This is a genomic window from Anaerocolumna jejuensis DSM 15929 (assembly GCF_900142215.1).
GTDB lineage: Bacteria > Bacillota > Clostridia > Lachnospirales > Lachnospiraceae > Anaerocolumna > Anaerocolumna jejuensis.
This window is the reverse complement of sequence record NZ_FRAC01000011.1, coordinates 60,362-86,887: the sequence shown is the minus strand read 5'-3', so window position 1 is coordinate 86,887 and position 26,526 is coordinate 60,362. Positions and strand designations below refer to the sequence as shown.

General features: G+C 42.3%; 23 protein-coding genes and 1 other annotated feature. Of the genes, 8 read left to right on the top strand and 15 right to left on the bottom strand.

Annotation, left to right across the window (positions count from 1 at the left end):
- Positions 1-51: 51 nt before the first annotated feature.
- Complete coding sequence (locus tag BUB77_RS11545; protein WP_278277716.1) at positions 52-381, bottom strand: winged helix-turn-helix transcriptional regulator; 330 nt, start codon at positions 379-381, stop codon at positions 52-54.
- Between the two features lie 118 nt (positions 382-499).
- On the opposite strand from BUB77_RS11545, the gene BUB77_RS11540 reads away from it, so the two are divergent.
- A complete protein-coding gene (locus BUB77_RS11540; protein ID WP_073275984.1) occupies positions 500-1,288 on the top strand; it encodes an amidohydrolase family protein in 789 nt (262 codons plus the stop codon).
- A gap of 157 nt (positions 1,289-1,445) precedes the next feature.
- Here BUB77_RS11540 and BUB77_RS11535 read toward each other — a convergent pair whose 3' ends face one another.
- From BUB77_RS11535 to BUB77_RS11525, 3 genes are read right to left on the bottom strand one after another with little or no spacing between them, the layout of a single operon-like run.
- On the bottom strand, positions 1,446-1,826 hold the full coding sequence (locus BUB77_RS11535; protein WP_073275982.1) for a hypothetical protein: 381 nt from the start codon (positions 1,824-1,826) through the stop codon (positions 1,446-1,448).
- A gap of 4 nt (positions 1,827-1,830) precedes the next feature.
- Complete coding sequence (locus BUB77_RS11530) at positions 1,831-2,280, bottom strand: GatB/YqeY domain-containing protein (protein WP_073275980.1); 450 nt, start codon at positions 2,278-2,280, stop codon at positions 1,831-1,833.
- A 40-nt stretch (positions 2,281-2,320) separates the two neighbouring features.
- The gene (locus BUB77_RS11525; protein ID WP_073275978.1) at positions 2,321-4,150 is read right to left on the bottom strand and encodes an ABC-F family ATP-binding cassette domain-containing protein; all 1,830 of its coding nucleotides are present in this window, start codon (positions 4,148-4,150) and stop codon (positions 2,321-2,323) included.
- A 349-nt stretch (positions 4,151-4,499) separates the two neighbouring features.
- On the opposite strand from BUB77_RS11525, the gene nrdD reads away from it, so the two are divergent.
- Together nrdD and nrdG are read left to right on the top strand one after the other, a co-directional pair.
- Complete coding sequence (gene nrdD, locus BUB77_RS11520; protein ID WP_073275976.1) at positions 4,500-6,620, top strand: anaerobic ribonucleoside-triphosphate reductase; 2,121 nt, start codon at positions 4,500-4,502, stop codon at positions 6,618-6,620.
- Positions 6,620-7,108, top strand: a complete 489-nt coding sequence (gene nrdG, locus BUB77_RS11515; protein WP_073275974.1) for an anaerobic ribonucleoside-triphosphate reductase activating protein — start codon at positions 6,620-6,622, stop codon at positions 7,106-7,108. The genes nrdD and nrdG overlap by 1 nt, the downstream gene beginning before the upstream one ends.
- 370 nt (positions 7,109-7,478) lie before the next feature.
- Here the strand turns inward: nrdG and BUB77_RS11505 are convergent, their stop codons facing one another.
- The 5 genes from BUB77_RS11505 to BUB77_RS11485 form a co-directional block, all read right to left on the bottom strand.
- Positions 7,479-8,513 (bottom strand): MerR family transcriptional regulator, encoded by a 1,035-nt coding sequence (locus BUB77_RS11505; protein ID WP_073275970.1) that lies wholly within the window; start codon positions 8,511-8,513, stop codon positions 7,479-7,481.
- Positions 8,514-8,690: 177 nt separating this feature from the next.
- Positions 8,691-10,367 (bottom strand): MutS-related protein, encoded by a 1,677-nt coding sequence (locus BUB77_RS11500; protein ID WP_073275968.1) that lies wholly within the window; start codon positions 10,365-10,367, stop codon positions 8,691-8,693.
- 463 nt (positions 10,368-10,830) lie between these two features.
- Entirely contained in the window at positions 10,831-12,078 is a 1,248-nt protein-coding gene (locus tag BUB77_RS11495; protein ID WP_073275966.1) for a 6-phosphofructokinase, read from the bottom strand.
- A 138-nt stretch (positions 12,079-12,216) separates the two neighbouring features.
- Complete coding sequence (gene rsmA, locus BUB77_RS11490; protein WP_073275964.1) at positions 12,217-13,086, bottom strand: 16S rRNA (adenine(1518)-N(6)/adenine(1519)-N(6))-dimethyltransferase RsmA; 870 nt, start codon at positions 13,084-13,086, stop codon at positions 12,217-12,219.
- Positions 13,087-13,207: 121 nt separating this feature from the next.
- Positions 13,208-13,981 carry a TatD family hydrolase gene (locus BUB77_RS11485; RefSeq protein ID WP_073275962.1) on the bottom strand — a complete coding sequence of 258 codons (774 nt, stop codon included), beginning with the start codon at positions 13,979-13,981 and terminating at the stop codon, positions 13,208-13,210.
- A gap of 312 nt (positions 13,982-14,293) precedes the next feature.
- Between BUB77_RS11485 and BUB77_RS11480 the strand changes: the two genes are divergently transcribed.
- The 3 genes from BUB77_RS11480 to BUB77_RS11470 are packed head-to-tail and all read left to right on the top strand — an operon-like array spanning position 14,294 to position 15,392.
- Entirely contained in the window at positions 14,294-14,533 is a 240-nt protein-coding gene (locus tag BUB77_RS11480; protein WP_073275960.1) for a spore coat associated protein CotJA, read from the top strand.
- Positions 14,530-14,784, top strand: coding sequence for a spore coat protein CotJB (locus BUB77_RS11475; RefSeq protein ID WP_073275958.1), 255 nt, complete (start codon positions 14,530-14,532; stop codon positions 14,782-14,784). Before BUB77_RS11480 ends, BUB77_RS11475 begins: the two co-directional genes overlap by 4 nt.
- A 2-nt stretch (positions 14,785-14,786) precedes the next feature.
- Positions 14,787-15,392, top strand: coding sequence for a manganese catalase family protein (locus BUB77_RS11470; RefSeq protein WP_073275956.1), 606 nt, complete (start codon positions 14,787-14,789; stop codon positions 15,390-15,392).
- A 163-nt stretch (positions 15,393-15,555) separates the two neighbouring features.
- Here BUB77_RS11470 and BUB77_RS11465 read toward each other — a convergent pair whose 3' ends face one another.
- Entirely contained in the window at positions 15,556-16,470 is a 915-nt protein-coding gene (locus BUB77_RS11465) for an ArsR/SmtB family transcription factor (protein WP_073275954.1), read from the bottom strand.
- Positions 16,471-16,896: 426 nt separating this feature from the next.
- Between BUB77_RS11465 and BUB77_RS11460 the strand changes: the two genes are divergently transcribed.
- Positions 16,897-18,918 (top strand): glutaminase family protein, encoded by a 2,022-nt coding sequence (locus BUB77_RS11460; protein WP_073275953.1) that lies wholly within the window; start codon positions 16,897-16,899, stop codon positions 18,916-18,918.
- 76 nt (positions 18,919-18,994) lie between these two features.
- Here BUB77_RS11460 and metG read toward each other — a convergent pair whose 3' ends face one another.
- From metG to BUB77_RS11445, 3 genes are all read right to left on the bottom strand, one after another.
- Positions 18,995-20,986, bottom strand: coding sequence for a methionine--tRNA ligase (gene metG, locus BUB77_RS11455; RefSeq protein WP_073275952.1), 1,992 nt, complete (start codon positions 20,984-20,986; stop codon positions 18,995-18,997).
- 132 nt (positions 20,987-21,118) lie between these two features.
- Positions 21,119-21,390 (bottom strand) — a binding site (T-box leader).
- Positions 21,391-21,468: 78 nt separating this feature from the next.
- Positions 21,469-21,975, bottom strand: coding sequence for a hypothetical protein (locus BUB77_RS11450; protein WP_139241162.1), 507 nt, complete (start codon positions 21,973-21,975; stop codon positions 21,469-21,471).
- Between the two features lie 98 nt (positions 21,976-22,073).
- Positions 22,074-22,679 carry a DUF6273 domain-containing protein gene (locus BUB77_RS11445; protein ID WP_073275950.1) on the bottom strand — a complete coding sequence of 202 codons (606 nt, stop codon included), beginning with the start codon at positions 22,677-22,679 and terminating at the stop codon, positions 22,074-22,076.
- Positions 22,680-22,975: 296 nt separating this feature from the next.
- On the opposite strand from BUB77_RS11445, the gene BUB77_RS11440 reads away from it, so the two are divergent.
- A complete protein-coding gene (locus BUB77_RS11440) occupies positions 22,976-24,727 on the top strand; it encodes a DUF885 domain-containing protein (RefSeq protein ID WP_073275949.1) in 1,752 nt (583 codons plus the stop codon).
- Between the two features lie 176 nt (positions 24,728-24,903).
- Here the strand turns inward: BUB77_RS11440 and BUB77_RS11435 are convergent, their stop codons facing one another.
- Both BUB77_RS11435 and BUB77_RS11430 read right to left on the bottom strand, forming a co-directional pair.
- Complete coding sequence (locus BUB77_RS11435) at positions 24,904-25,722, bottom strand: ABC transporter permease (protein WP_242962475.1); 819 nt, start codon at positions 25,720-25,722, stop codon at positions 24,904-24,906.
- Positions 25,719-26,519 (bottom strand): ABC transporter permease, encoded by an 801-nt coding sequence (locus tag BUB77_RS11430; protein WP_073275948.1) that lies wholly within the window; start codon positions 26,517-26,519, stop codon positions 25,719-25,721. The genes BUB77_RS11435 and BUB77_RS11430 overlap by 4 nt, the downstream gene beginning before the upstream one ends.
- Positions 26,520-26,526: the final 7 nt, after the last annotated feature.

Here is a 26,526-nt window from a genome sequence, read left to right as displayed (position 1 = left end):
TCTGAGTCAATTAGCAAGATTGCTTTTAGTTAAGAATAAAAGCCGAAATAGCTATTTCCGGTTATGCTCTTTTCCCCAAGAGCACATTGCCATAACAATGGGTATAAGACTCTCTCCTTTAGGTGTGAGGGAGTATTCAACTTTTGGTGGAACCTGAGGATATTCATTGCGCAAAATAATATCCTCTTGCTCCAGTTCTTTCAGCTGCGTGCTTAACATCTTATGAGTAATTCCATCTATATCTTTTTTGAGCATATTGTATCGTACAGGGGTTATGCAAGCAAGGAGATAAATAATTTTCAATTTCCATTTTCCACTTATGATTGACAATGTATATTCAAAGGGTTCTTTATTACTGACAAAACACATTTTTTCTTGCACGACTTTAGCTCTCCTTTTCGTAAGTATACTACAAAAAAGTGCATACTTCCTTTCTCGTTAAAACTTATTATAATAGAAGATAAATTATTATTCAATACATTGAAGAAAGGAAATATTTATGATTATTGATGGGCATTCACATGTTACCTTACCAATTCAGGAGCATATAAAAGATATGGATGAGGCGGGAGTTGATAAAACAATTCTGTTCTCCACTACTTTTCACCCTGAAACATCTAATAATTTTACTGAAGTCAAAGCATCTATGGAGTTTTTACATGATTTATTGGCAGGAAAAAAGGGATCGATGGTAGAGATACGTAAAAAAGCGAATCAGGAACTTATGGAGGTGATTAAACAATACCCTAATCGATATATAGGCTTTGGAGCAATTCCAGCTGGTCTTGAATTGGATGCCACTCTTCAATATGTAAACGAAGTGATTGAAAAAAACTGTTTATCCGGAATGGGTGAATTTACTCTTGGAAATGGGCAAATACATCTTTTGAAAAACATTTTTTATGCATCACAAGAGTTTCATAACCTTCCCATTTGGATACATGCTTTTTTTCCACTTACTTTTCAGGATATAAAAGAAATTTCAGAGCTTGCAAGAATTTATTCTCAAACCCCAGTTATTTTAGGGCATTTAGGAGGCAGTAATTGGATTGAAACCGTAGAACTTGTAAAAGAAATACCTAATTTATATCTGGATACATCTGCCTATTATTCTACATTTGTTCTTGGAAGTATCATAAATGAAGTGCCGGATAAATGTTTATTTGGAGTAGATAGACCATTTGGAGATTTACAAGCATCTAAAAATGCTATACTTCAACTTGCTAAAACTCCAGCTGTAGCAAATGCAGTTTTAGGTGAAAATATAGCTAAACTATTAAGAATATAAAACAGAATCGGTGGAGAATGTTTATGCCGAACCAAGGGGCTATTGCAAAAAGAACAATCAATACCGGCTATTGTATACATAAACGAGTTTATGCGTGGTATCTGGTATAAACTTTTCTATTTTGCAACAACCCCTTGGTTACGAATTAGAGATCTCTTTACTTCCTTTTAAAATTTTTTAGCCATACATAAGCTTTATCATAATCCAGAAAAAAGTCCACATAATCATATTGATTATTTTCTTTATATGCCTTTACTATTTCAGCATCGCTAAGAACTAACGCAAATGCTTCATATGATGATGTAATTTTTTCATTAAAGAACTTTTGTCTCCAATATGGACGAACATGGATATCACTAACCGTATAAGGATTTCTATTCATTAACAAACGGAAGGGTCTTCCACTGTCAATAAATCCAAAACACACCTTTTCAAATTCTTCATACCAGGTATCAACATCCCCAATCGTTAGATGCCCTGTCAAATGGCTTATAACAATGTTATCATCAGCTGTTATTGTATTTGTATTATTCTTCATACAGTTATTCTGTGAATACCGCTGCTACCAGGTCATTTACCAGTTTGCCGTCTGCCTTGCCCTTTACTCTCGGCATCAATTCCTTCATTATCTTTCCTTTGTCCTTTGCCGTAGGGGATGTAATTCCAAGCCCTGAAAGGACACTTTGTATTTCCTGCTTTATCTCCTCTTCGCTTAAGAAAACTGGTGCAAATTCACCTAAAACAGAGAGCCTCTGATTGCATTCATCAATAATGTCCTTACGGTCGGAGGGAGCAGATTCCAGGGTTTCCTTCAGCTGCTTCATTTCCTTTAACACTACAGCATTTTCTTCCTCTTCTGTTAAATCCGCTCTTTTATCTATTGCCACATTTTTTAGGGCTGTAAGAAGTGCGGATAATGCATCCTTTCTTCCCTTGTCTCCTGCCTTCATCGCCTTGACCATTTCTGCTCTTACTACTTCAATCTTTGTCATTTATAATTCCTCCTTTTATTAATTTTTATAGTAATTCTTTTCATTTCATGCCATCTTTTTGTTCCTGTATTGCTCCCACAAGCTCTGTCAAATACATCCATCTTTCCATTTTTTCCTCTAAGCTCTTCTCCAGCTGTTCCTTTTCTGCCATAAGAGTATTCAGCTTTGTATAATCGGCAGACGCTGTCTCTATTTCACCCTCAAGGTCTGCAAGACGCTCTTCCAAAGAGGCGATTTCAGTTTCTATGGTATCGTATTCTCTCTGTTCTTTATAGGACAGCTTTAACTTTGCTTCCTTCGGCTTTGCCTTATAGGCATCGGATGCTTCTGTATTTTTTATGGAACCTTTATTTTCTGACAGAGTTTTATCCTCTGCCGTTCTTTCTTCCAGAACCTTTTCCTTATAATCCGTAAAGCCGCCCTCATACTGCCTGATTACACCGCCTGCTTCAAAGGCAAAGATTCTGTCCGCTATTCTGTCCAGGAAAAATCTGTCATGGGATACTGCCAGTACAATTCCATCGTAGGTATCCAGATAATCCTCCAGGATTGTAAGAGTGGTAATATCCAAGTCATTAGTGGGCTCATCCAGTATCAGGACATTGGGCGCTTCCATAAGAACCTTAAGCAGATAAAGCCTTCTTCGCTCTCCGCCTGAAAGCTTTGAGATAAGGGAATACTGGAGGCTTCCCGAAAACAGAAACCTTTCAAGCATCTGGGATGCCGTAGTTGTTCCATCTGCGGTCTCTATATATTCTGCCACATTCCTGATGTAATCAATCACCTTGAGGTTTTGATCCATGTATTCATTTTCCTGAGAAAAGTAGCCAATCTTAACTGTTTCTCCGGTAACAACCGAGCCTACGTCCGGTTTCAGGATTCCTGTGATGATTTTAAGGAGAGTTGACTTACCGCTTCCGTTAGGACCGACAATCCCAAGCCTGTCGCCTTTCAGCATGATATAGCTGAAATCCTTGAAAAGTAGCTTATCACCATAGGATTTTGAAATTTCGTTGATTTCAATGGTCTTCTTACCAAGTCTTGAAGAAAGGGCATTGATTTCCACTGCCTTATCCTCTTCTATCACCTTGCGGTTCTTAAGCTCCTCAAAGCGCATAATATGGGCCTTCTGCTTGGTAGACCGGGCTCTTGCCCCCCGCAGCATCCACTCCAGGTCCATGCGGTACAGACTCTTCTTCTTTCTCTCCGTAGCTGCTTCCATATCCTCTCTGGCTGCCTTAAGCTCTAAGAACTTTGTATAATTGGCAGCATAGGTATAAAGAGAACCCTTATCAATCTCTATTATCTTATTGGTTACCTTATCAAGGAAGTACCTGTCATGGGTTACCATTAAAAAGGCTCCCTGGTATTTCCTCAAATAATCCTCCAGCCACTCAGCCATGGCATCATCCAGGTGGTTGGTAGGCTCATCCAGTATCAAAATCTCTGCCGGTGTAAGAAGGGTTCTGACTAATGCCACCCTCTTCTTCTGGCCTCCCGACAAGGCAGCGGTGCTTCCTGTAACGTCGGAAATGGAGAGCTTTAGAAGCATGGCCCTGGCTTCCCCTTCCAAATCCCGGTATTCTTCCCGGGCTTTTTTATCCTTCACTACATTTTCCAGGATATTCAGGCTTTCATCGAACTCGGGAATTTGGGGAAGATATTCCACTCGGATATTCTTTCCCTTTACCACCCCGCCTTCATCCGGCTCCTCAAGGCCCGCTATTATTTTTAAAAGGGTTGATTTTCCCGTACCGTTTATACCGATAACTCCGATTTTATCTCCATCGCTGATTCCCAGAGAGACCTTGTCAAATAGTACTTTATCTGTAAAGCTTTTGCTCATCTTTTCTACATTCAGCAAATTCATTCTATTATTGCTCCTTCTATTCCTGCCGGGTTACGAGAGTATCCCGTTCTGTATCCCCTGAATTGCAATAATCAGGTATTTCAATCAAACTCTTTGCTATACAAGGATATCATAAACCATCTAAATTGGAAAGTACTAATTAAGAACGCCAAACCCTTATTCCAGCATAACAGCACCGGCCGCCATCCCCCGGTCTGAACGCATCAGGAGACTTTTTAGTGAAAAATCCCAATAACTTTTTTTATTTTTTTCATTTTACATCTACTATATATTGTATCAATGTGTTATAATAATACACGATATGGGTCGTTTCCCAGTAAATATAAAGCAAAGAAGGTTTTAATGTCCAATGATAAGAGTAGTAAAAAAGGATAATACAAAGGAAGAATTTAATGTACAAAAGGTCATACAGGCAGTAGATAAATCTGCACAGCGTGCTCTGATTCAGTTTACAAATGAGGAGCACGATTTTATCTGTAAATTTGTGGAGGATAAGGTTCTTTCCATGAACAAGGAAGAAATCTATATCCGTGAAATGCATAATATCGTAGAAGGTGCCTTAGAGCAGACCAGCCCGCTGGTTGCCAAGAGCTACCGTGATTACCGCAATTATAAACAGGATTTCGTACATATGCTGGATGAGGTTTATAAAAAGAGCCAGTCCATTATGTATATTGGGGACAAGGAGAACAGCAACACCGACAGTGCTCTGGTATCTACAAAGAGAAGCCTTATCTTTAACCAGCTGAATAAGGAGCTTTACCAGAAATTCTTTCTCACCACAGAGGAATTACAGGCTGCCAGGGACGGTTATATCTACATTCACGACATGTCAGCCAGAAGGGACACCATGAACTGCTGCCTTTTTGATGTAAAAAGTGTGCTGGAAGGCGGCTTTGAGATGGGCAACCTCTGGTATAACGAGCCTAAGACCTTAAATGTAGCCTTTGATGTTATCGGCGATATTGTTCTTAGTGCCGCCAGCCAGCAATACGGCGGTTTTACCGTTCCCAGTGTGGATTTATTGTTAGAGCCCTATGCAGAAAAATCCTACAAGCTCTTATATGAAAAATACCTTTCTCTTGGAATTCCTTCCGAAAAGGCAGAGGAAGAAGCTCTTAAGGATGTGAAGATAGACTTTGAGCAGGGCTTTCAGGGCTGGGAATATAAATTTAACACCGTTGCTTCAAGCCGTGGCGACTATCCTTTTATTACCGTTAGTGCCGGAACCGGAAGAGGCCGCTTTGCCAGGATGGGCTCCATTGCTCTCTTAGATGTCCGCAGAAAAGGACAGGGCAAAAAAGAATGCAAGAAACCGGTACTCTTTCCCAAGATTGTATTTCTCTATGATGAGAACCTCCATGGAGAGGGCTGTGAGCTGGAAGAGGTCTTTGAAGCCGGAATCCGCTGCTCCAGTAAAACCATGTACCCCGACTGGTTAAGTCTTACCGGGGAAGGCTATGTCTCAGGCATATATAAAGAATACGGCCAGATAATAAGCCCCATGGGCTGCCGCGCTTTCCTTTCCCCCTGGTACAGGGAGGGGGGCATGTATCCTGCCAGTGAGGAGGATATCCCCGTCTTTACCGGACGCTTTAATATCGGTGCCGTAAGCCTTCATCTGCCTATGATTCTTGCAAAGGCCAGACAGGAAAGCAAGGATTTTTATGAGGTTCTGGATTATTATATGGGCCTGATCCGTAAGCTTCACATCCGCACCTATGATTACCTGGGCGAACTGCGTGCTTCTACCAATCCCCTTGCCTACTGTGAGGGAGGTTTTTATGGCGGACATTTGGGAATACACGATAAGATTAAGCCCTTGCTGGAATCAGCAACTGCTTCCTTTGGTATTACTGCCTTAAATGAATTGCAGCAGCTGTACAACAAAAAATCCCTGGCTGAGGATGGTACCTTTGCCATTGAAGTGTTAACCTATATCAACGAAAAGATTAACCAGTTCAAGGAGGAGGACCACCGCTTGTATGCCATCTACGGCACCCCTGCAGAAAGCTTATGCGGCCTTCAGGTTCAGCAGTTCCGCAAGAAATACGGAATTATTGAGAACGTTTCCGACAGGGAATATGTAAGCAACAGCTTCCACTGCCATGTTTCGGAAGACCTTACTCCTACAAAGAAGCAGGATTTGGAACACCGCTTCTGGGACCTTTCAAACGGCGGAAAGATACAATATGTTAAATACCCCATCGATTACAATCTCAATGCCATTAAGGCTCTGGTGAGACGAGCCATGGAGATGGGCTTTTATGAAGGCGTCAACCTTTCCTTAGCTTACTGTGACGACTGCGGCCATCAGGAGCTTGAGATGGACGTATGCCCGAAATGCGGCAGCTCCAACTTAACAAAAATCGACCGTATGAACGGATACCTTTCCTATTCCAGAGTAAAGGGAGATACCCGCCTCAATGCGGCAAAAATGGCAGAAATCAAGGAAAGGAAAAGCATGTAATGCGCTATCACAATATAACCAAAGACGATATGCTTAACGGTACCGGCCTTCGGGTAGTATTATGGGTAGCCGGCTGCAATCATGGCTGTAAGGGCTGCCAGAATCCCGTAACCTGGGACATCAACGGAGGACTGCCCTTTGATGAGACCGCCAAGGAAGAAATTTTTGACGAATTAAATAAGTCCTACATAGAAGGCATTACCCTTTCCGGCGGAGATCCCCTGCACCCTGTAAACAGAAAGGATGTGGAAGGCTTAGTCACAGAAATCCGTGCCAAATTCCCGGAAAAGACTATCTGGCTGTACACGGGCTTTTCCTGGGAAGAGGTAAAATACCTGCCCTTTATAAAGGAGCTGGATGTTTTGGTGGATGGAAGATTTATAGAAGCACTAAAGGATACGAAGCTTTATTGGAGGGGCAGCAGTAACCAGAAGGTTATTGATGTGAAGAAATCTCTGATAAATAATACGGTGGTTTCTATTATCTAACAGGTTAAGCTTAACATTATATCAGGATTGTTACTGGGGCTGTATACAAATGCACATCCCCCTTATTACAGGGACACTGTATAAAAGAAGCAGATATCTCTTTTATACAGTGTCCTAATTCGTCCCAAAGCCTTTATTATCCTTTGGTAACCATCCCTGGCTTTGGTACTATATAGAGTTTGTCATTACCTTCTGCCGGTCTTTCTTTTGTCCGTTCGTTTGTTCGTACATACGTCTGTTTGTTCATTCATTTTTTTGTTCGTTCATACGTTTGTTTGTTCATTTATTTGTTTACTCATTCGTTTGCTCATACGTTTGTCTGTTCATTCGTCTGTTTGTTCATAGTTTGTTTATTTGTTATATTTTTCGTTTATTTTTTATCTCTGTCTGCTACTATCATCCATATCAAATCATCAATCCTTTTATGGATACAGCAAAAGCCATGGCTGCTTAACATCGCTTCCATTTCATCAATATTTCCGAAGTACTCATCCTTTAAATCTTCTCTTTCTGCCTCTGTGCAGGCTTCTTCATACCTCCTGCGATTGCTGCTGTCCGTGAACATCAGGTCTGTAATAATAATTCTCCCCTGCCCTTTGAGGATTCTATTCATTTCCGAAATTGCAAGCACCTTTTCCTCGTGAGTACAATGATGAAAGGCATAGGAGGTTACAATGCTGTCGCATGTACTGTTTTCCAGCGGCAGATGAAGAAAGTCCCCTATTCTCAATATAATATCCGGGCATTTCTTTCTGGCCTCCTTCAGCATATTTACAGATTGGTCTATTCCGATATAATTTTCCGGTAAAAATCCCTTTTCCAGAGCTGCTTTTGCCAAGTTGCCGGTTCCGATGCCGATTTCAACCACCTTTCCTGACAAGATAGCATTTGCTGTGGTTGAAAGGACCCTATTGTAATTATGATAGAAATCCAATCCACTTCCTTTTTTACGGATATCGGTATCATAATTTTCAGCCCAGGAATCAAAATCCCACTTATCCTCCCACTCCTCAGAGATAGCAATAATCTCCGCAGTCTGCTCCATTCTTTCTAAAATATGGCTGTTCAGAACCGATTTATCCAACAGCTCTTCCACGCATTTCCCCAGGGTTTCCCTGACAGTACACATAGTGTGTATATGATGATTCAATATACTATACTGTGCTACAAACTGATTTAATAATTCCCGGTTCCTGTTATCCTGTACGAGCTTTCCGATTGCCTCTATTGAAAATCCCATTTTCCGATAAAGGACGATTATCTCTAATCTGCTGATATCTTCAACACTATAGTCCCTATAACCATTCTCTCCCCGGCAAGGGTTTACCAGTCCTTTTTCTTCGTAGAACCGCAAGGCATTAGGGTTGATTTTTAACCTTTCCGAGACCTGTTTTATTGTATACATATTTGTTCTCCTTATCTTTGATATAACAAAGATAAACCTTCGCCTAAGGCGAAGGTCAAGTATTTTTTTGAATACTCCTGTAAAATAAAATGAATATTCCCTTCAACGATTTGAATGTTCCTATCAAGTATACGCATAAAGACATATACAGTAATATACTGCCAAAGTAATATGCGGTCATAAATTTTCTAAGGATGTATCCCATATCCCGCTTCTTAAGTAGTTGTCCAGTCTTTTATTGGCCCGGCTTATAATATGGTCCCCATACCCCATCATTTTAAGCAGCCTGATGGCATTCCTGGAAGCAGATATTCCCTTATACAGCTTATAGTCAAAGGTAATTTCGTCCTCCTCCACTCTTTCCTGGAAATGATAATTGGAATAAAGACCCTCCAGCATATGCGCCAGTTCGATATCATGGGTAGCAGCTAAACAAATTGCATTATCACCGCCCAATTCCGTTAAGATCTCAGACGCTGCTGCTATTCTCTCCAGAGTATTGGTACCCCGGAGCACCTCATCGATACAGCATAGGGCAGGCCTTTCTCTGTCCCTTCTTTCCAGGATGCGCTTTATTGCCTTGACTTCAACTATAAAGTAGCTTTCCTTCCCTGCAAGATTATCCGTTAAAGCCATAGAAGTATATACCTGAAAGTAACTCCCCTGATAATACCTGGAGGTTGACAGAAATAATGACTGGGCTAATATGGCATTTATAGCAACAGCCTTTAAAAAGGTCGATTTGCCGGAAGCGTTGGAGCCAGTCAGGATTATGCTTCGACTCTCCTTTATTGAGTTCGCTACGGGCTGCTCCAGCAGTGGATGATATAACCCTTCAATCTCCAGGATTTTTTTATCTTCCCCGCAGAATACCGGTTTTGAGAAATAAGGCAGCTGCCTTTTATAGGAGGCTGACGAAATCATGGAATCAAGAAATCCGATAATTTCATAAAGCCTTTCCACTTCATCAAAATTTTCCTTAATCGTTTTTGACAGGCTGTACAAAATAATAATATCCGCATGGGTCAGGATACGGATATAATCCAATACCAGGTCTGCTGCATCCGCAATCAGCCCCACCCCGTTATTCGTTAAAAAGATGGATTTTAGCTGTACCCATTTAAAGCATTTCCTGATATCTTTCATTTCTTCCGCATATCTATTCATTTCACCGTCTTTTATCCTTGCTATCTGACGGGCTGCTTTCAGCATCTTTGCAAAGCACTTTAAATGCCAGTGATTAAACTCAGGCATTCTTCTCATTGTTATATGATAGGATATTACCGACAGGGTAATACAGACCGCAAATGCAAATACTCCAAGCCATACATGATAGAATAAAAGCAGGGTTGATGCCATAAAGCCTATAAATACGGATAAATGAGGATAAACGGAGCCGATATTTATCCTTCTGCATTTATCCAGGGTCTCATAAACAGAGTGGTTGTAGCTTCTCCCGACTTTCCATAATATCATTTGCAGCCCGATTCGCAGTTCATCCTTGTTATTTATGGCTTCGATAGCTTTGTCCCTTTCCTCTAAGATCTCCTGGCTGTTTTCTGTCTTACGGAGCAATGCATATAGATACTCCGCACCCACATTGGTAATGGAGGTGTTCATTTCATTAAACAGCCTGTTCATATCCAGGTCATTCCAGGTAACATCATCAACATCCGTACATGTTCTTTTGCTGTTAAAATAATACTGGATGCTTTCTATTTCACTTTCACAGTTAAACTTCCCCTTTTCCTTTCCAAAATCCTGAATCAGGGCAGCTTTTAATAATTTGTTCTTCCTTGCATTGGAAATTGATATGACTACAAGTATGGCTAAAATCAGTCCGATAATTTGCATTCGCGCTCTCCCTATCTATGTAATAATCGTAAACATACTATCTGCAAAAGGCTATTCACAGCCTGTTTGATAAGATCAATGGCATCTAAGCCAGGAAATTCTATAAATAATTTTTACTTTAGATGCTAACCGAAAACCTCCAAGAGCAGGACAAGTAAATATTTTACTGAATAATATAATAAATTCAGGAAAATTTCAATATCCGATGCTAATTCTACCGGCTTTATATTCCATAGCCCTATGATATATAAGTAATTAATACCTTTTTTAACAGGCAATTCAACAGCTTGCCTTTTAGGGAAGACTATTACCTGCTAAAAGCTGGGAGTACCTTTCATGGGATGATATTTCTATAATTCTTTTCCGGCCCATAATTTAACCGGCTGTAAATAAAAAAATCCTGCTGTATCCGTCAGGTTCTCGCATACAGCAGGCTCTTTCTTTTATATCCATTGAATTTTAGTTATCTTTCGCTGACATATTCCAGATGCATGGGCAGTCCGTTTACCATTACCGGCATTACTTCGCCCATAATCAGCGGTTTTGCATACCGGAGGAATTCCTCGCTCATTCCATCCTCTTCTTCCTTAATCCAGCTTAAAGGAACCTTCTTCTCCATATTGGCAATCTCTTTGATGTTGTGGGTCTCATAGGTGCAAAGATAAGGGGAATCCGATACTCTCTTAATCACTGCCATTACACCGGTCACTCCCGCAGCTGCCGCTATAACACCTCGTTTACCAACTTCAAAGGCTTCTTCAATATCGGTAAGAGAAGCTATGTGGGACGCACATCTTTGGAGGGTATTTAGCTCAATGGCCCTTGTCTTGCAGCCAATTTCCCTCTTTACCAGTGCCGACAGGTAAGCACCGGCACCGGTCAGCATGGTATGTCCGAATTCATCCACATAAAAGTCCTTGTCCGAAAGCTCGCAGACAAATCTTCCGTCTGCCAGATGAATTCCTTCCGAAACTGCTATTACAAGGGATTTCTTTTCTTTTTGCAGGGCAGTGATATCCTTTAGAAAGGCATCTTTATCAAAATCCTTTTCCGGCAGATAGATTCGGTCTGCTCCTTCGCAGTCATTCCCTTTTGCCAGTGCGGCGGCGGCTGTCAGCCAGCCGGCATGTCTTCCCATGATTTCTATAATGGTCAGGTTTTTCTGGTTATACACCAGACTGTCCCTGATAATCTCCTTTGTGGAGGCTGCAATAAACTTGGCAGCACTTCCATAGCCTGGGGTGTGGTCCGTTATTTCAAGGTCATTATCTATGGTTTTGGGAATTCCGATAAAACGAATGGGACTTTTTAAAAGCTCGCCGTATTCCGAAAGCTTCCTTATGGAGTCCATGGAATCGTTTCCGCCGATATAGAAAAACGCGGATATTTCCTGTTCCTTTAATATCTGAAATAATTTCTCATAATCCTTTGTATCCTTATTATAATCCGGCAGCTTATATCGGCAGGAGCCAAGATAGGCAGCAGGTGTTCTCTTTAACAATTCCAGATCCAAATCACAGGTTATTTTCTCGGACAGGTCAATCAGCTTTCCTTCCAAAAGTCCCTGGATACCATGGAGCATACCAAATACCTTTTCTGCACCTGCATCCTTCCCGGCCTTGTAAACGCCTGCAAGGCTGGCATTGATCGCCGCGGTCGGGCCGCCTGATTGTCCTACTATGATGTTACCTGTTATCTTGCCTAAGTACATTATACTATCTCCTTCTGAATTAGGGGGTTTTATCCGTTCTTGTCTGACTTCGCCAGTAAAAGATATCATTCTGAGGGAGATATGTCAATATAAAAGGGTGATATTTCGACATTATACAATGACTAAACAAAGGTAGTCTTATCCTTGCTTGTCGTAAATCAAATTGCTGAGAGCTGCAAAATCCGCCAAAGTAAGGGCTTCTCCCCTGATACTTGGAGAGAAATCCAGCTCTGTTATTGCTTCTGTAATAAGCTCCTTGGACAGCTTGATTTCTTCACTGTTGTTAAGGCCGTTGGCAAGGGTCTTTCTTCTTTGGTTAAAGGAAGCGCGAATCAGCTTGAACATAAGAGCTTCATCCTTAATGACCACGGGCTTATCCCCATGAAGTGTAAGACGGATTACCGCCGAGCCCACATTGGGCCTTGGCATAAAGCAATTAGGCGGAACATTGGCAGCAATATAGGGCTTCGCATAATACTGTACGGCCAGGGACAGGGCTCCATAATCCTTGCCTCCGGGACCTGCCTGCATCCTGTCGGCAACTTCCTTCTGCACCATAACCGTTATATTTTCCACCGGAACATGGGCTTCAAACAGCCCCATGATAATAGGAGTTGTAATATAATAGGGAAGGTTAGCAACCACTTTAACAGGCCTGCCGCCATTTCGTTCCTGTACCAGCCGGTTTAAATCCACCTTTAAAATATCCTCATTCAAAATCGTAATATTGTCATAGGCGGAAAGTGTATCCTCCAATATGGGTATCAGATTCTTGTCAATCTCAACCGCAACCACTTCCCTTGCTGCTTCGCACAGGTATTGGGTAAGGGTGCCGATTCCCGGCCCGATTTCCACTACCAGGTCATCTTTCCCCACCTCAGCTGCTTTTATAATCTTATCCAGAACATGGGTATCGATTAAAAAGTTCTGTCCGAATTTTTTCTGAAAATTAAAGTGGTATTTATTTAGTATTTCTATTGTTTCTTTTGGATTACCCAGTGATGCCATCCATTCACCCTTTCTGCGCTGAATCTGAAAAATATGGGCACTTTTCCTTTTACAGCTTTTAACTTATTTATTTTAACTCACTTATTTTTAACTTATCCCTTTATAACAGCCTGATTACCATTTACAACTCACTGATATGGTATACCTTCCTTGCGTTCTGCTCTGTTATGTCCAGCACGGTTTCATAATCCAAGCCCTTAATTTCAGCAATTTTTTGTGCTACATAAGTCAGATTTAAGGATGAATTTCTCTTTCCCCTGTTGGGCTCCGGAGCCAGGTAAGGTGAGTCCGTTTCCAATACCAGCCTTTCTATTGGTGCGTATTCTACGACTTCCTTTAATTTCTTTGCATTCTTAAAGGTAAGGACTCCTCCGATTCCCAGATAAAAGCCCATATCCATATAAATCCTTGCCATTTCCTTTGTGTAGGAAAAGCAATGTATGATACCGCCCACCGATTCCAGCTTGCTGCTTTGTATCATCTTAAGGGTATCCTCTGCGGCGTCCCTGCTGTGAATAACTGCCGGCAGCTTAAGCTCCTTTGCCAGCTCCATCTGCTGCAGGAACCATTCCTTTTGTACTGCTCTGTCCGGCGTGTCCCAGTAATAATCAAGCCCTATTTCTCCGATAGCAACTACTTTCGGATTCTTACAGGCTTCTCTCAGCCATTTGAAATTTTCTTCTGTCAATTCTCCTGTTTCACTGGGATGCACCCCTACCGCAGCATAAAAAAAAGGGTATTTATCCGCTAATTCCAGGGAAGCTCTGGAGCTTGAAAGGCTCGCTCCGATATTGACCACCGATACAATGCCAGCTTCCTTTATGGCATCAATTAACTCGCTTCTATCTTCATCAAATGCTTCATCATCATAATGGGCATGTGTTTCAAAAATCATGGTAAGAACTCCTTTCCAGAATACCTCAATGAAAATTTATTAAAAAATAAAAATTCCGTATACTACTGCTATATCATAATTCCATTAAGACATTATAAGTGATATCCTATCTGTTTGTCCATGATTTCTTCCATATTCACTAAGCTTTCCCTATCTTCTCTCAATTTACCTGAATCTTATCTTTTAGAGATGAGACACTATATATGAAGGACATTCTTTGTTCTTTTTTATTGCAGCTGTCAACACCTTATAAAATAATAAGAGCAAAAATTAGTATATGCGTTTTTGTTATTTTTAGAAAGGAGTCTACAAATGAACATCGCACAGGCTAATTACACGGTTATGCCAAAAGATACGCCTAACGAAGGTATTCCCTCCCTGCCCTGTGACAACCAGGGTCCCGATGCACCTGTTACGATGCCTCTTGCTATGGTGACAATAAAGAAGCAGTGTTTTAAGGATTTATATGATCCCAAGCAAGGGTTTCAGGCCGGTACCATCTTTCAGGAATATGACCTGCCCTTTTACGGAACAGGAGGTGCCTTGCTATGAAAGAAGGAAAATGCGAAGCAATGAAAAAACTTCAGGAAGTGAGCTTTGTCCTGGACGAAGTACGCTTATTTTTGGATACTCATCCCTTTGACAAGGATGCCCTTGCTTATTATGAAAGGTATAGGAGTGAAAGGGAAAAAGCACTATCCGAATACGAGACTGCCTATGGCCCCATTGAGCAGTACCGGGTAAAAGAAAATACAATGTGGAACTGGGTTCATTGCCCATGGCCATGGGAAGGAGCAGTGTAAGAATGTGGACCTATGAAAGAAGATTACAGTTTCCGGTAAAAATCTCAACCCCAGATCCAAAGATGGCACAGCTTATTATCAGCCAGTTCGGCGGACCTGACGGAGAGCTGGCTGCTTCCATGCGTTATCTCTCCCAGCGTTATTCCATGCCTTACAAGGAAATAACAGGCCTGCTTACCGACATCGGTACAGAAGAGCTGGCCCATATGGAAATCATCAGCGCCATCGTGTATCAGCTGACGAAGAATCTGACGGCAGAGCAGTTAAAGACCAGTGGCTTTGATGCTTATTATATCGACCATACCACCGGCCTCTGGCCCCAGGCAGCCGGTGGAATCCCCTTTAATTCCTGCTTTTTCCAGTCTAAAGGCGATGCTTTGACCGACTTGACAGAAGACCTGGCAGCAGAGCAGAAAGCAAGAACCACCTACGACAATATCCTACGCCTGGTTACTGACCCTGAAATCGTAGAGCCTATCCGCTTTTTAAGGGAAAGGGAGGTCATCCACTTCCAGCGTTTCGGTGAAGCACTGGTAAGAGTCCAGGAGCACTTGGATGCAAAGGACTTCTACGCGATGAATCCAGAGCTGGATAAAATTATGTCTTAATTTGCTAAACCCATTTAGAACGACCCTAATATTTAATTAGAAGAAGCAGCTTGTGCTATATTTTTTAAGATGTATAGCCAAACTGCCTCTTTTAAATTTAAATGAAATACAATACTCTGTTACTATACTAAATTACTAACATATAGCTTAAAACTAATCAATCTTATGCTTTGGCCTTATTCAGGTAATCTATTGTGACATTAATATCCTGATTATAGTTTCCAAAATTTTTACCAAAAATCGTGACCCCTCCTACATTTCCGGAGGTTTCTGAATTTGCAATCCTAAATACGATATCCTGCCCGTAGCTTATCCCAAGCCGGCCTATGGTAATATCCGAGATTCTGATACCGTCCATATAGCTTCCTTCCGTACTGACTAACAGTGTCTTTAATAAGCCGTGCTGGGTTCCATGGTTCCACCAATCAGGTGTAAACACTCCTTTGCTGCTGCCAAAGTCCCCTGGGGAAGTCCACATCCCGATTTCAATCCCATTGATAAAAAAACTGATGTCGGAAGGCCAGTTATCATTATAGCCGGGGGCTTCCGAACAAATTTCCATGGAAATCTCTATATACCTGGCCTCCTGGTTTCCCAGCAGGTAATTGGGAAGCCGGTATTCCACCCAGCCGCTTCCAAACCAAAGAATATTTGCTTTCGTATGCTCAGGGTCAGCAAAATACCTTGGATCATCCAGGAGACCGATGATTCTGGTGTCTGAGGATAACCCGCAGGTGGGAGTAATGCTGTAGGAGTGATACAGCCCAATTGGGATGGAATGTGTAATGGTGCTGTTCTGCTTACCCCTTGGCCGGAAGAACAACACTGCCTGGTCCAAATCCAGATTGCATATTTTCTGGATACCGCGGATACCGGAAGCATTCTCACATTTGATTATCCCGGCCTCCTCCAGCTGCTGGACATGCCTGGTTACTATGGCAGAGGACAGCTCCAGGGCTCCGGCAATTTCTTTCACATTCATAGCTCCGCCAGCCAGCATCTCCAGAATACGGATGCGGGTTGCTGAAGAAAGGGCTTCAAAAAATTTTATATTATCTGTGCTCACTTCTATATTCATAAAATCCTCACTGGCTGCTTTTTCATTTTCTATTCTTGTTCTGTTCTTTTACCACTCTTTTATCTTTTCTTTTATACACTGTTTTACTGTTCTTTTATGCTCTGTTTTACTGTTTTTTATGCTCTGTTTTACTGTTTTTTATGCTCTGTTTTACTGTTCTTTCATACTCTGTTTTTACTTTTATATGCTCATTTAATAACCTTTTTGTATCCTTATTGTATAACTAAATAGTTAATAAGTCAAGAAATCTTCCGCAGGCTTACTATTTCAGCCTATTGTCAGAATTTAATCTTTTTAACATTTTAAATACGGCATATTTCACTATAAAGTCAAAAGTTTTTATTGACAATTGAAACCGTATTTTTTATACTAAAGTTACATTTTAGTTATTTAATTAACTTACAAGTTATGTTAAAGGAGAATACTATGAATACTCAATTCAGAGCACCTGCAGTTCCCCTGGTTACGGTGGATCCCTATTTCAATGTATGGTCCATGGCCGACCAGTTAAACGGAGACTATACCCGCCACTGGACCGGAGCTAAAAATTCCATGACCGGAATTATTTTAGTGGACGGTAATCCATTTTTATTTGCCGGAAAGCTTCCCCCCAGTGCCGGGCAATCCGAATATCCTGACTGTCCCCCCATGAAGCAGACAAATCTGGAAATCAAACCACTTTCCAGTATATACACCTTTTCCGAGGGAGGTATCGAGCTGACTGCTGATTTTACGACCCCTCTTTTAATGGATAATCTTGACCTTCTGGCAAGGCCTGCCTCCTATATCACCTTTAAAGCTGCCTCCGCCGATGGAAAGAGCCACAGCCTCAGCATTTATTTTGATATCACGGCAGAGTGGTGCGTGAATACTACCAGCCAGGAGGTCCAAACAGGCAGCAGGAGCCTTGGCAGTGATATCACATGTGTATCTGCCGGAACCACAGAACAGAACATATTAAACCGTACCGGGGACGACCTGCGTATAGACTGGGGATTTGTGAATCTGGCTGCCAGGAAGGCTCCTGGCTCTGTTGTCCGTACCGGTGATTCCGGGTTAAGGAAGACTTTTATAACGACCGGCAGCATAGCAGGGGAAGACCTGCCGCATCCGTCCGCCCCTGTTAGGGAAGCATGGCCTGTCCTTGCCAGCTCAACCGATTTCGGAACCGTCACACCGGAAAAACCGGTATCTTCCTATCTGGTACTGGCTTACGAGGATATTTATTCCGTGGAATATTTTAACCAGAAGCTCCCCGGGTACTGGACCCGCACTTTCTCAAGCTTTGACGATATGCTCAGGAGCAGCATCCTGGAGTACTGTGATGTAATGGAAAAATGCAGTCATTTTAATGATACTTTGAAAAAGGACGCTCTTGCAGCCGGCGGTGAACGGTATTATGACTTACTGTCCCTGGCATACCGCCAGGCAATTGCAGCCCATAAGCTTGCAGCGGACCAGGAGGGGAATATTTTATTTTTCTCCAAGGAAAATTTCAGCAATGGCTGTATGGCTACGGTAGATGTCAGCTACCCTTCCATTCCCTTGTTTCTGTTATATAATACGGAGCTGGTAAAGGGTATGATGCGCCCCATCTTTCAATACACCGCTGCTGAAGCCTGGCCCTTTGATTTTGCTCCCCACGATGCCGGATGTTATCCCAAGGCAAACGGTCAGGTATACGGCATGGAGGATGGAAAGCTGCTTCTCAAATATCAGATGCCGGTGGAAGAATGCGGCAATATGCTGATAATGTCCGCAGCCGTAAGTATACAGGATGGAAATGCGGATTTTGCTTCCCAGAACTGGGCTCTTCTGAGCAAGTGGGCCGAATATCTGAAGGAAAATGGACTGGACCCTGAAAACCAGCTCTGTACTGACGACTTTGCCGGACATCTGGCACATAACGCAAACCTTTCCATAAAAGCCATTGTTGCCATTGCTGCCTTTTCCAAAATGAGCAGAATGCTGGGGAAAATTGATCTGGCTGACGAATATCTGCACCTGGCCAAAGAGATGGCTGCCCAGTGGGAGCAGAAAAGTGTGGAAGAGGATCATTATAAGCTGACCTTTACTGCTGCCGGAACCTGGAGTATGAAGTATAATATGGTATGGGACGAATTGCTTGGGTTAAATGTTTTTTCAAAGGATATTATTGAAAAAGAAGCCAGTTATTATAAAAAGCAAATGAACCAGTACGGACTCCCCCTGGATTCCCGGAACACCTACACCAAGACGGACTGGATGGTATGGGTGGCTACCCTTTGCAATTCAAAGGAATTATTTGAGGAAATTATTCATTCGATTTGGTGCTCTCTTTGTGAAACCAACAGCCGTGTTCCCTTTACCGACTGGTATGACACAGTCACCGGACGTCAGATAGGCTTTCAGAACCGCTCGGTGCTTGGCGGCATATTTATCAAGCTCCTGCGGGATATGACTGTATAGGCTGTAAGACTAAAAGAAAGCGGCTTCTTCGGCCGCTTTCTTTCTGATTATATTATAATGCTTAAATTCCCTGTCTTTAGCAAATTTCCGCTCCTGGTGTCATGTCCTTTTCCGGTACCATTAAAGCAAGGTCTCCGTTCTCATCCTCCGCACAAAGAAGCATTCCTTCTGAGAGGATTCCAGCAAGCTTAGCGGGTTTTAGGTTAACTAATACCATAACCTTTTTTCCCACCATCTGTTCCGGTGTGTAGTATGCCTTAATGCCGGATACAATCTGCTTTACCTGGCTTCCGATTTTTACCTTGGAGCAAAGCAGCTTCTTGGACTTTGGAACCTCTTCGCAGGCAATAATTTCACCTACCTGAAACTGCATTTTGACAAAATCATTATACGTAATCTCGTCTTTGGCCGGAAGGTCAATTACTGCTTCCTTCTTACCGCTTTCCTGCTCTTTCGTTTCTTCCCCGACACTTTCTGCAACCTTTTCGGCAGCTTTCTGTGCTTCTACTTTCTCAAGGACCTCCTTCATATCAAGCCTTGCAAATAAAATCTCAGGGGTTTTTGTAACCTTGTTTCCGTCAGGATATAAACCAAATTCCTTTAAGGCAACAATTTCTCTTAAGTCCGTATTTAACTGGGCAAGAATTCTTTCTGAGGTTTCCGGCATAAAGGACTTTAAGAGGCTGGCACCAATGGTAATACTCTCTACCAGGTTGTAAAGAACGGTCTCAAGCCTTTCCTTTTTATTCTCTTCCTTAGCCAGGGCCCAGGGCATGGTCTCATCAATGTACTTATTGCAGCGTTTAAACAGGGTAAAGATTTCTGTCAGGGCATCTGCTACTCTTAACTGCTCCATCTTTGCCACTACCTTGTCGCAGGTCTTAACAGCCAGTTCTTTTAATTCTTCGTCTACCGGCTCCTTTACTCCTGCATTTCTTACAACACCGTCAAAATACTTATTGGACATGGAAATTGTTCTGTTTACAAGATTTCCAAGAGTATTGGCAAGGTCAGAATTCATTCTTTCCACCATTAACTCCCAGGTAATAACACCGTCGTTGTCAAAAGGCATCTCATGAAGAACAAAATACCTGACTGCATCCACACCGAAATAGGAAACCAGCTCATCGGCATAGAGTACATTTCCCTTGGATTTGCTCATCTTGCCTTCTCCCTGCAATAACCATGGATGGCCGAATACCTGCTTCGGAAGGGGGATATCAAGAGCCATCAGCATAATAGGCCAATAAATGGTATGGAATCTTAAAATATCCTTGCCAATCAGATGGAGGTCGGCAGGCCAGTATTTGTTATACTTTTCTCCGTGATTGCCGTCTACGTCATAGCCAAGGCCGGTAATATAGTTGCTTAGCGCATCCAGCCATACATAAACCACATGCTTGCTGTCAAAATTAACGGGTATTCCCCATTTAAATGAGGTTCTGGAAACGCAAAGGTCGGAAAGGCCCGGAAGAAGGAAATTGTTCATCATTTCATTCTTTCTGCTCTCCGGCTGGATAAACTCAGGATGTGCCTTAATATGCTCAATAAGCCTGTCGGTATAATTGCTCAATTTTAAGAAATAAGCCTCTTCTTTGGCAGGCTGCACCTCACCGCCGCAGTCGGGACATTTGCCATCCACAAGCTGGGAAGGAGTAAAGAAGGATTCGCAGGGAGTACAGTAAAGTCCCTCATAAAAGCCCTTATAGATATCTCCCTTTTCATAAAGCTTCTGAAAGATTTTCTGAACCTGTTCCTCATGATAAGTATCCGTGGTACGGACAAATTTATCATATGAGGTGTTCATCAGATCCCAGATATCCTTAATCTGTCCGGCTACTCCGTCTACAAATTCCTTTGGGGTAATTCCTGCTGCCTCTGCCTTATTCTCAATCTTCTGGCCGTGCTCGTCGGTGCCTGTCTGGAAAAATACATCGAAGCCCTGCTGTCTTTTAAATCTTGCAATGCTGTCTGCCAATACGATCTCATAGGTGTTGCCAATATGGGGTTTCCCCGAGGTATAGGCAATGGCAGTAGTGATATAATAAGGTTTTTTACAATTACACATAAATATGCCTCCTGCTGTAATTTTATTAATCCTGCATTTTAACAATAAAATTCAGGTGATTGAACTGCTTGTTTCAATAGATTTCCTTCCCGGGTTATGTGTTCCTATAAACTAAAAAAAGCCCCCGCCTTATTTAAAGACGAGAACATGCTCCCGTGGTACCACTTTAATTCAGCCCTGATAAGGCCCTCTTCCCTGCCGATCCAACTCTGTATCAGATTTCTTCTATTGAGTATCTTACAGGTAATCATGATAACGGGTGCTCCCGTCGCAGCCTAAAGGTCTCCCATTCGGTGCGAAGCTCCAAGACCATCTTCAATAACTTTTCCGTGACCCTCTCTCAGCAGCTGAAGGGCTCTCTGTCCGCGCAAAACATTATCTACTCTTCTTTTCACAGCCTTTAATTATTAATATAGTATTGTCAAATAAACTCGACATCATACATCAATTGAACTTTAGCATAACACCAGGCTCAAATTTTGTCAACTGCGATTTTCCATGCAAAGCCGGACCTCTCTCATTCCGCTTTCTTCTCTCTGATACTCTATCTCAGTACCTGCCTGAGCGGTGATATCCTCTATATGGCTTTCACCCTTGCCGTCTTCTGCCACTGCAAAGAAGGAATATACACCGTCGGAATCCGCTCTGAACTGAATGGTTCCGCCTTCATAATCCATTAACTTTGTTACTTCTCCGTTTTTATGATTCATAACATAAATAGAAACCTGTTCATTCTCTTCCTTTTCAATCATCGGATTTTCTATTACTAAGGCAGAGTTTTCTTCCAGGGATACTCCCTGCTCATATTTTCTGTAAAGGAGGTCATTAATATATACTGTGCTTTCCTCAGGCATACTGCCGGAGCCATAGATTTCATTATTATCGGCAGGTAAGTTTTCTATTGCGGTTCCTTTTTCCTTACTGTCACATGCGGTGAGCAGGGCCGCAAAAAGCAGAGTAGCCATTACCACAGATACAAGCTTCTTCATATATTTTCCCCTTTCTACTAATCTATTTATGTATAAATTCATAAATTTATTATAAAACATCTATAATATATTTTACTTTCCTATATTATAATCTTGAATTACAGCTTCAGCCAAAGGGCGGGACGAACAGAACAATTTTCTGCATTTACCTCATCTGCATACGCTTCAATGTAACCGTCAAAATTGACACAGCTTAATACTTCATAGGTTTCGTCCTCCTCATCTTCATCCTCCATATACTCGGGATAACGAAGCCACCATGAGCCGTTACCATTGTAGATATCATTTTCTTCAGAAAGATACCATGCTCCCTTTGCTCTTGTGTAAGCTGTCGTTTTCGCACAACGTTTTTCAAGCTCGAAATAGGTCTCTGCTTCATTATTGCTTAATAGAAAAATACGGTCTTCAGTAGCTTGGCAAGGATTTTTAACATCTGAAACAAGTATACGCTTTTGCTCTTCCGCAGTAAAAGCAAGGTTGTAAAAATCCTCATTTAACCACTGCCGTAAAGTGCATGTTGCCCACGTTACTTTTTCAAGCTCCTTATGATAAGGCTTACAGTCAAGTAAATACTTGCTGGTACAAAATATACAATCATCTTTTCTATCAAGCACAAGCCATTCTATCGGCTCTTTTGCGGAAACATCTTCACTGTTTTGCGGATAAGCACCAAAAATCACGATTTCTCCTTTGTTTTCCATCATTAATTAAAACCTCCTTTTTACAAATCCGGTTCATAGCTCTACGCCTTATATTTCCATTGCGTACTTCCGCAAAATTTCTCCCACTCATTTTACCACATAATCCCAAACCTGTCATTTGTATCTTTTCCTGAATATGCTGTCTTTATTTCATGAATGGTTTTCATTTGATTGTCATAAATTATACTAACGGGGGCACTAAAATTTGGCCTGAATGCTTGACAAACTGCCAGAAACCTTATATGTTGCATATAGGTGTTTCTAACGGCTCCTATTTGCCCAAAGGAAGGTATGAATTTATGAAAAAATGCAGAAAGCTCTTTCTGGTCTTCTTTTCCCTGCTTTTGATTATGCTGATGGCGGCAGGCTGCGAAAAGAAAGTAAATACAGAAACCACACGCAAGGACTTTGACAGCTTTACCAATGAGGTTTTTAAAAAGGAGGTAACCCAGGACACCCTTACCCTTAACTTCTCCCTGGCTAATCCTAAGAATTACGGAATTACCAAGTCTCCTGTCACCTTCGGCCATTATTCCATAAGTGAAAAGAAGGATTCCCTCTTAGCGGCTGAGAATTACCTTGCCGCCTTAAAAGGCTTTTCCTATCGCGGTTTAAATGACAGCCAGAAGCTGACTTATGATATATTAAAGAAGCTTTGGACCCTTCAGCTTACAAGCGGCAAATTTCCGCTGTATAATGAAATCCTTGGCCCCACCACCGGTCTTCAGGCACAGCTTCCCGTCCTTCTTGCCGAATATAATTTTTATACCAAAGAGGACATTGAGACTTACTTAAAGCTTCTTCCTGACATATCCCGTTATTTTAAGGAAATCTGCCAGTTTGAAAAGCAAAAATCCAATGCGGGCCTTTTTATGAGCGATACGGTTGCAGACAGTATCTTAGCCCAGTGTGAGGCCTTCGTTGCCGATAAGGATAACAACTACCTGATTGAGGTATTTAATGATAAGGTATCCTCCTATGACGGTCTTACAAAAAAAGAAATCAAAGCTTATGAAAAAACCAATAAAAAAGCAGTGCTAAACAATGTAATACCCGCCTACCAGCTCTTAATCGACACCTTGAACAGCCTGAAGGGAACAGGAACAAATGACGGCGGCCTTGCAGGCCTTCCTAACGGAAAGGCATACTACCGTTATCTTTTGGCTTCCAATACCGGTACGAACCGCTCACCGGAAGAACTTATTAAGATGCTAGACAGCTCCATTCTCAGCAATTTAAAAGACTTAAATGCACTGGCGAAAAAGGATTCCAAAATCTATCAGGAGGCCTCCAGCGTATCCTATCCCCTTTCAAAGCCAAAGGAGATTCTGGAGTATTTAAGAAGTGCTGTAAACGAGGATTTTCCTCCCTGTCCCAACGTGAATTTTACCGTAAAATATGTACATAAATCTCTGCAGGAATATTTAAGTCCTGCTATGTATCTGGTGCCTGCCATTGACAACTATAAGAATAATGTTATTTATATCAATGAGAATCCGGACTATAAGAATCAGCAGATATTTAATACCCTTGCCCACGAAGGTTATCCGGGACATCTCTACCAGTCCGTATATTTCAGAAATACCAATCCATCCCCTATACGAAGCCTCTTAAGCTTTGGCGGGTATGCGGAGGGCTGGGCTACCTATGTGGAGTTCTACTCCTATCATCTGGCAGGCTTTCCGGAATCACAGGCCTCATTCCTTGACCACAGCATGGCAGCCAATATGGCTCTGTACTGCCGCCTGGATTTGGGAATCAATTATGAAGGCTGGACGGTGGCGCAGACTGCCTCCTATCTCCAGCACTTTGGTATTACGGATAAATCCACTGCCAAGGTTCTATTCTCCACCATGGTAGAAGAACCGGCCCTTTACCCGGAGTACGGCATTGGATATCTGGAATTTATGGCAATGCGGAACAAGGCCGAAAATGCCCTGGGTGATGATTTTAATTTAAAGGACTTCCACAAATTTGTCCTGGATATAGGACCTGCCCAGTTTGATATTATCAATGACCGGATGGATGGATGGCTGAAAGCACAGAAGTAGACCCAACGGCAGCACATGTACCTAATATAGCATAACACCCATGAAACCTGCACAAAGAAGTTCCGGGACTTATTTGGTTAGCCGATATAAGTCCCGGAACTTCTTTTATTTGCTGAAAACTAATTAAAAATCAACTTAATATTGCTGGTTAGCTGTGTTATTCACCGGACGCCCTATTACGACCCTGTTGATTTATAATGCCTGATTCCAAACCTCCAAAAGAGATAGCAGGGCACTAAAAACAAACTGGCCAGAAGGGGCAGACCCATATACCAGCTCCGCTCACTCTTTCCCAACAGATATAACAGGGGATAATACTGTATCAGGGCATACGGCACCACAAAGGTACAAAACAAAAGCACCTTCCTGCCATAAATACTGATGGGGTACTTCCCATGCTCCCTTGCCCCATCTGTCAGGATATTCATAAACTCAAGGCCCTCCAGTGTAAAAAAGCAAAAGGCCGCATAAATTAAAAAGATACCGGCGAATACCGCCGTTCCGCCGACCAGCATAAAGACTACCGTAAGCACCCTGAAAGGGTTCCAGGCAACTTCACTTTTCGCAATGCCATAAATAAGCATAAGGATTGCCTGAAGCATACGCCCTATCCTGGTAAGCTCTATCCTGCTGCCAAGTACCTGGAGAATCTCATTTCGGGGTCTGACCATTATTCTGTCAAAGGTGCCGTTGGAAAGAACGGAAGCAAATCCGTCAAAGCCTCTTGCAAAGCATTCAGCCAGTGAAAACTGCATCAAAACAATGGAAAAGCACAACAGTATTTCACTGAAAGTAAAGCCCTTTACTTCATGAAACCGCTGGAACATAAATAATATTCCAAGAAACACATTAAAGGATGCCAGAAATTGTCCCATGGCCGTCAGAATAAAGGAGGTTTTATATTCCATGGTACTTCTTAGCTGAATGGAAAAATATTTTAAATACAAGCCCATAAATTCTCCTTTCTGCAATACCTGTCCATCTCTTCTCCTCATCCTCCCTGTACCGTGACCTTACATAAGGACCTGTTCATCAGCCATTTGCCCCAGGCGATTAATACCGCACACCAGAACAGCTGTAACAGAATGCCTTCATAAAGCTTTACACCGGAGACATTTCCGCCGTAAATCCGCAGAGGGAGGTTCTGCATGGAAGCAAAGGGAAGGTAATTTACCACCCGTTCTACCTTTTCAGGAAAGAACGGCAGAGGTATAACGGCTCCCGTCAGAAACTCCGACAGCGCCGCTGCCACCAGACGCACCCCAAGGGACGATATGGTATAAAAGCAGGTGATATACACCAGCATGCAAAAAGAGATTACCACTAAAAAGGCCAGGAACAGGGACAGCAGGAACCAAAGGGCTGCCCCGGTATCCTCCGGCAGTGACAGGCCGTAAGGCTTTGGTAAAAAAGCTGCCACCAGTAATATGGGAAAAGCGCGCAGTACCGCCTTAGACAACCTGGAGGCCATATTTCTTACGAACCACATGTCATAGACATTTATGGGCCGGCACAGCTCATATGCCACGTTTCCGCTGGTTATCAGGTCAAAGAGTTCATTTTCATAAAACCATACCATGTACAGGGATAACAGTGCCTGCTGCAGCCATATATACGAAGCAAGGGCAGAGAATTCCATGGGGAAGGCTGTTTTATCATAGTCGTAAAAAGCCTTGAACATCAGTATTTCCAATGCTCCCCAGGCAAACTGGGTCATGATGCCCGCCAGAGCCGCCGCCCGGTACTGTAGCCCATTAGTAAACCGTATACGAAAAAAGGAAAGATATTTCAAGCCAGAC

Excerpts from the sequence above, each read along its gene's own strand:
- nrdD (WP_073275976.1), top strand. The coding sequence starts at position 4,500 with ATGATAAGAGTAGTAAAAAAGGATAATACAAAGGAAGAATTTAATGTA.
- nrdG (WP_073275974.1), top strand. The coding sequence starts at position 6,620 with ATGCGCTATCACAATATAACCAAAGACGATATGCTTAACGGTACCGGC.
- BUB77_RS11445 (WP_073275950.1), bottom strand. The coding sequence starts at position 22,679 with ATGATGGAAAACAAAGGAGAAATCGTGATTTTTGGTGCTTATCCGCAA.
- BUB77_RS11435 (WP_242962475.1), bottom strand. The coding sequence starts at position 25,722 with ATGAGGAGAAGAGATGGACAGGTATTGCAGAAAGGAGAATTTATGGGC.
- BUB77_RS11505 (WP_073275970.1), bottom strand. The coding sequence starts at position 8,513 with ATGTATACAATAAAACAGGTCTCGGAAAGGTTAAAAATCAACCCTAAT.
- BUB77_RS11530 (WP_073275980.1), bottom strand. The coding sequence starts at position 2,280 with ATGACAAAGATTGAAGTAGTAAGAGCAGAAATGGTCAAGGCGATGAAG.
- metG (WP_073275952.1), bottom strand. The coding sequence starts at position 20,986 with ATGTGTAATTGTAAAAAACCTTATTATATCACTACTGCCATTGCCTAT.
- BUB77_RS11525 (WP_073275978.1), bottom strand. The coding sequence starts at position 4,150 with ATGAATTTGCTGAATGTAGAAAAGATGAGCAAAAGCTTTACAGATAAA.
- BUB77_RS11540 (WP_073275984.1), top strand. The coding sequence starts at position 500 with ATGATTATTGATGGGCATTCACATGTTACCTTACCAATTCAGGAGCAT.
- BUB77_RS11475 (WP_073275958.1), top strand. The coding sequence starts at position 14,530 with ATGAAAGAAGGAAAATGCGAAGCAATGAAAAAACTTCAGGAAGTGAGC.
- BUB77_RS11485 (WP_073275962.1), bottom strand. The coding sequence starts at position 13,981 with ATGATTTTTGAAACACATGCCCATTATGATGATGAAGCATTTGATGAA.
- BUB77_RS11460 (WP_073275953.1), top strand. The coding sequence starts at position 16,897 with ATGAATACTCAATTCAGAGCACCTGCAGTTCCCCTGGTTACGGTGGAT.
- BUB77_RS11470 (WP_073275956.1), top strand. The coding sequence starts at position 14,787 with ATGTGGACCTATGAAAGAAGATTACAGTTTCCGGTAAAAATCTCAACC.
- rsmA (WP_073275964.1), bottom strand. The coding sequence starts at position 13,086 with ATGGCATCACTGGGTAATCCAAAAGAAACAATAGAAATACTAAATAAA.
- BUB77_RS11480 (WP_073275960.1), top strand. The coding sequence starts at position 14,294 with ATGAACATCGCACAGGCTAATTACACGGTTATGCCAAAAGATACGCCT.
- BUB77_RS11500 (WP_073275968.1), bottom strand. The coding sequence starts at position 10,367 with ATGCAAATTATCGGACTGATTTTAGCCATACTTGTAGTCATATCAATT.
- BUB77_RS11440 (WP_073275949.1), top strand. The coding sequence starts at position 22,976 with ATGAAAAAATGCAGAAAGCTCTTTCTGGTCTTCTTTTCCCTGCTTTTG.
- BUB77_RS11450 (WP_139241162.1), bottom strand. The coding sequence starts at position 21,975 with ATGAAGAAGCTTGTATCTGTGGTAATGGCTACTCTGCTTTTTGCGGCC.
- BUB77_RS11495 (WP_073275966.1), bottom strand. The coding sequence starts at position 12,078 with ATGTACTTAGGCAAGATAACAGGTAACATCATAGTAGGACAATCAGGC.
- BUB77_RS11465 (WP_073275954.1), bottom strand. The coding sequence starts at position 16,470 with ATGAATATAGAAGTGAGCACAGATAATATAAAATTTTTTGAAGCCCTT.
- BUB77_RS11535 (WP_073275982.1), bottom strand. The coding sequence starts at position 1,826 with ATGAAGAATAATACAAATACAATAACAGCTGATGATAACATTGTTATA.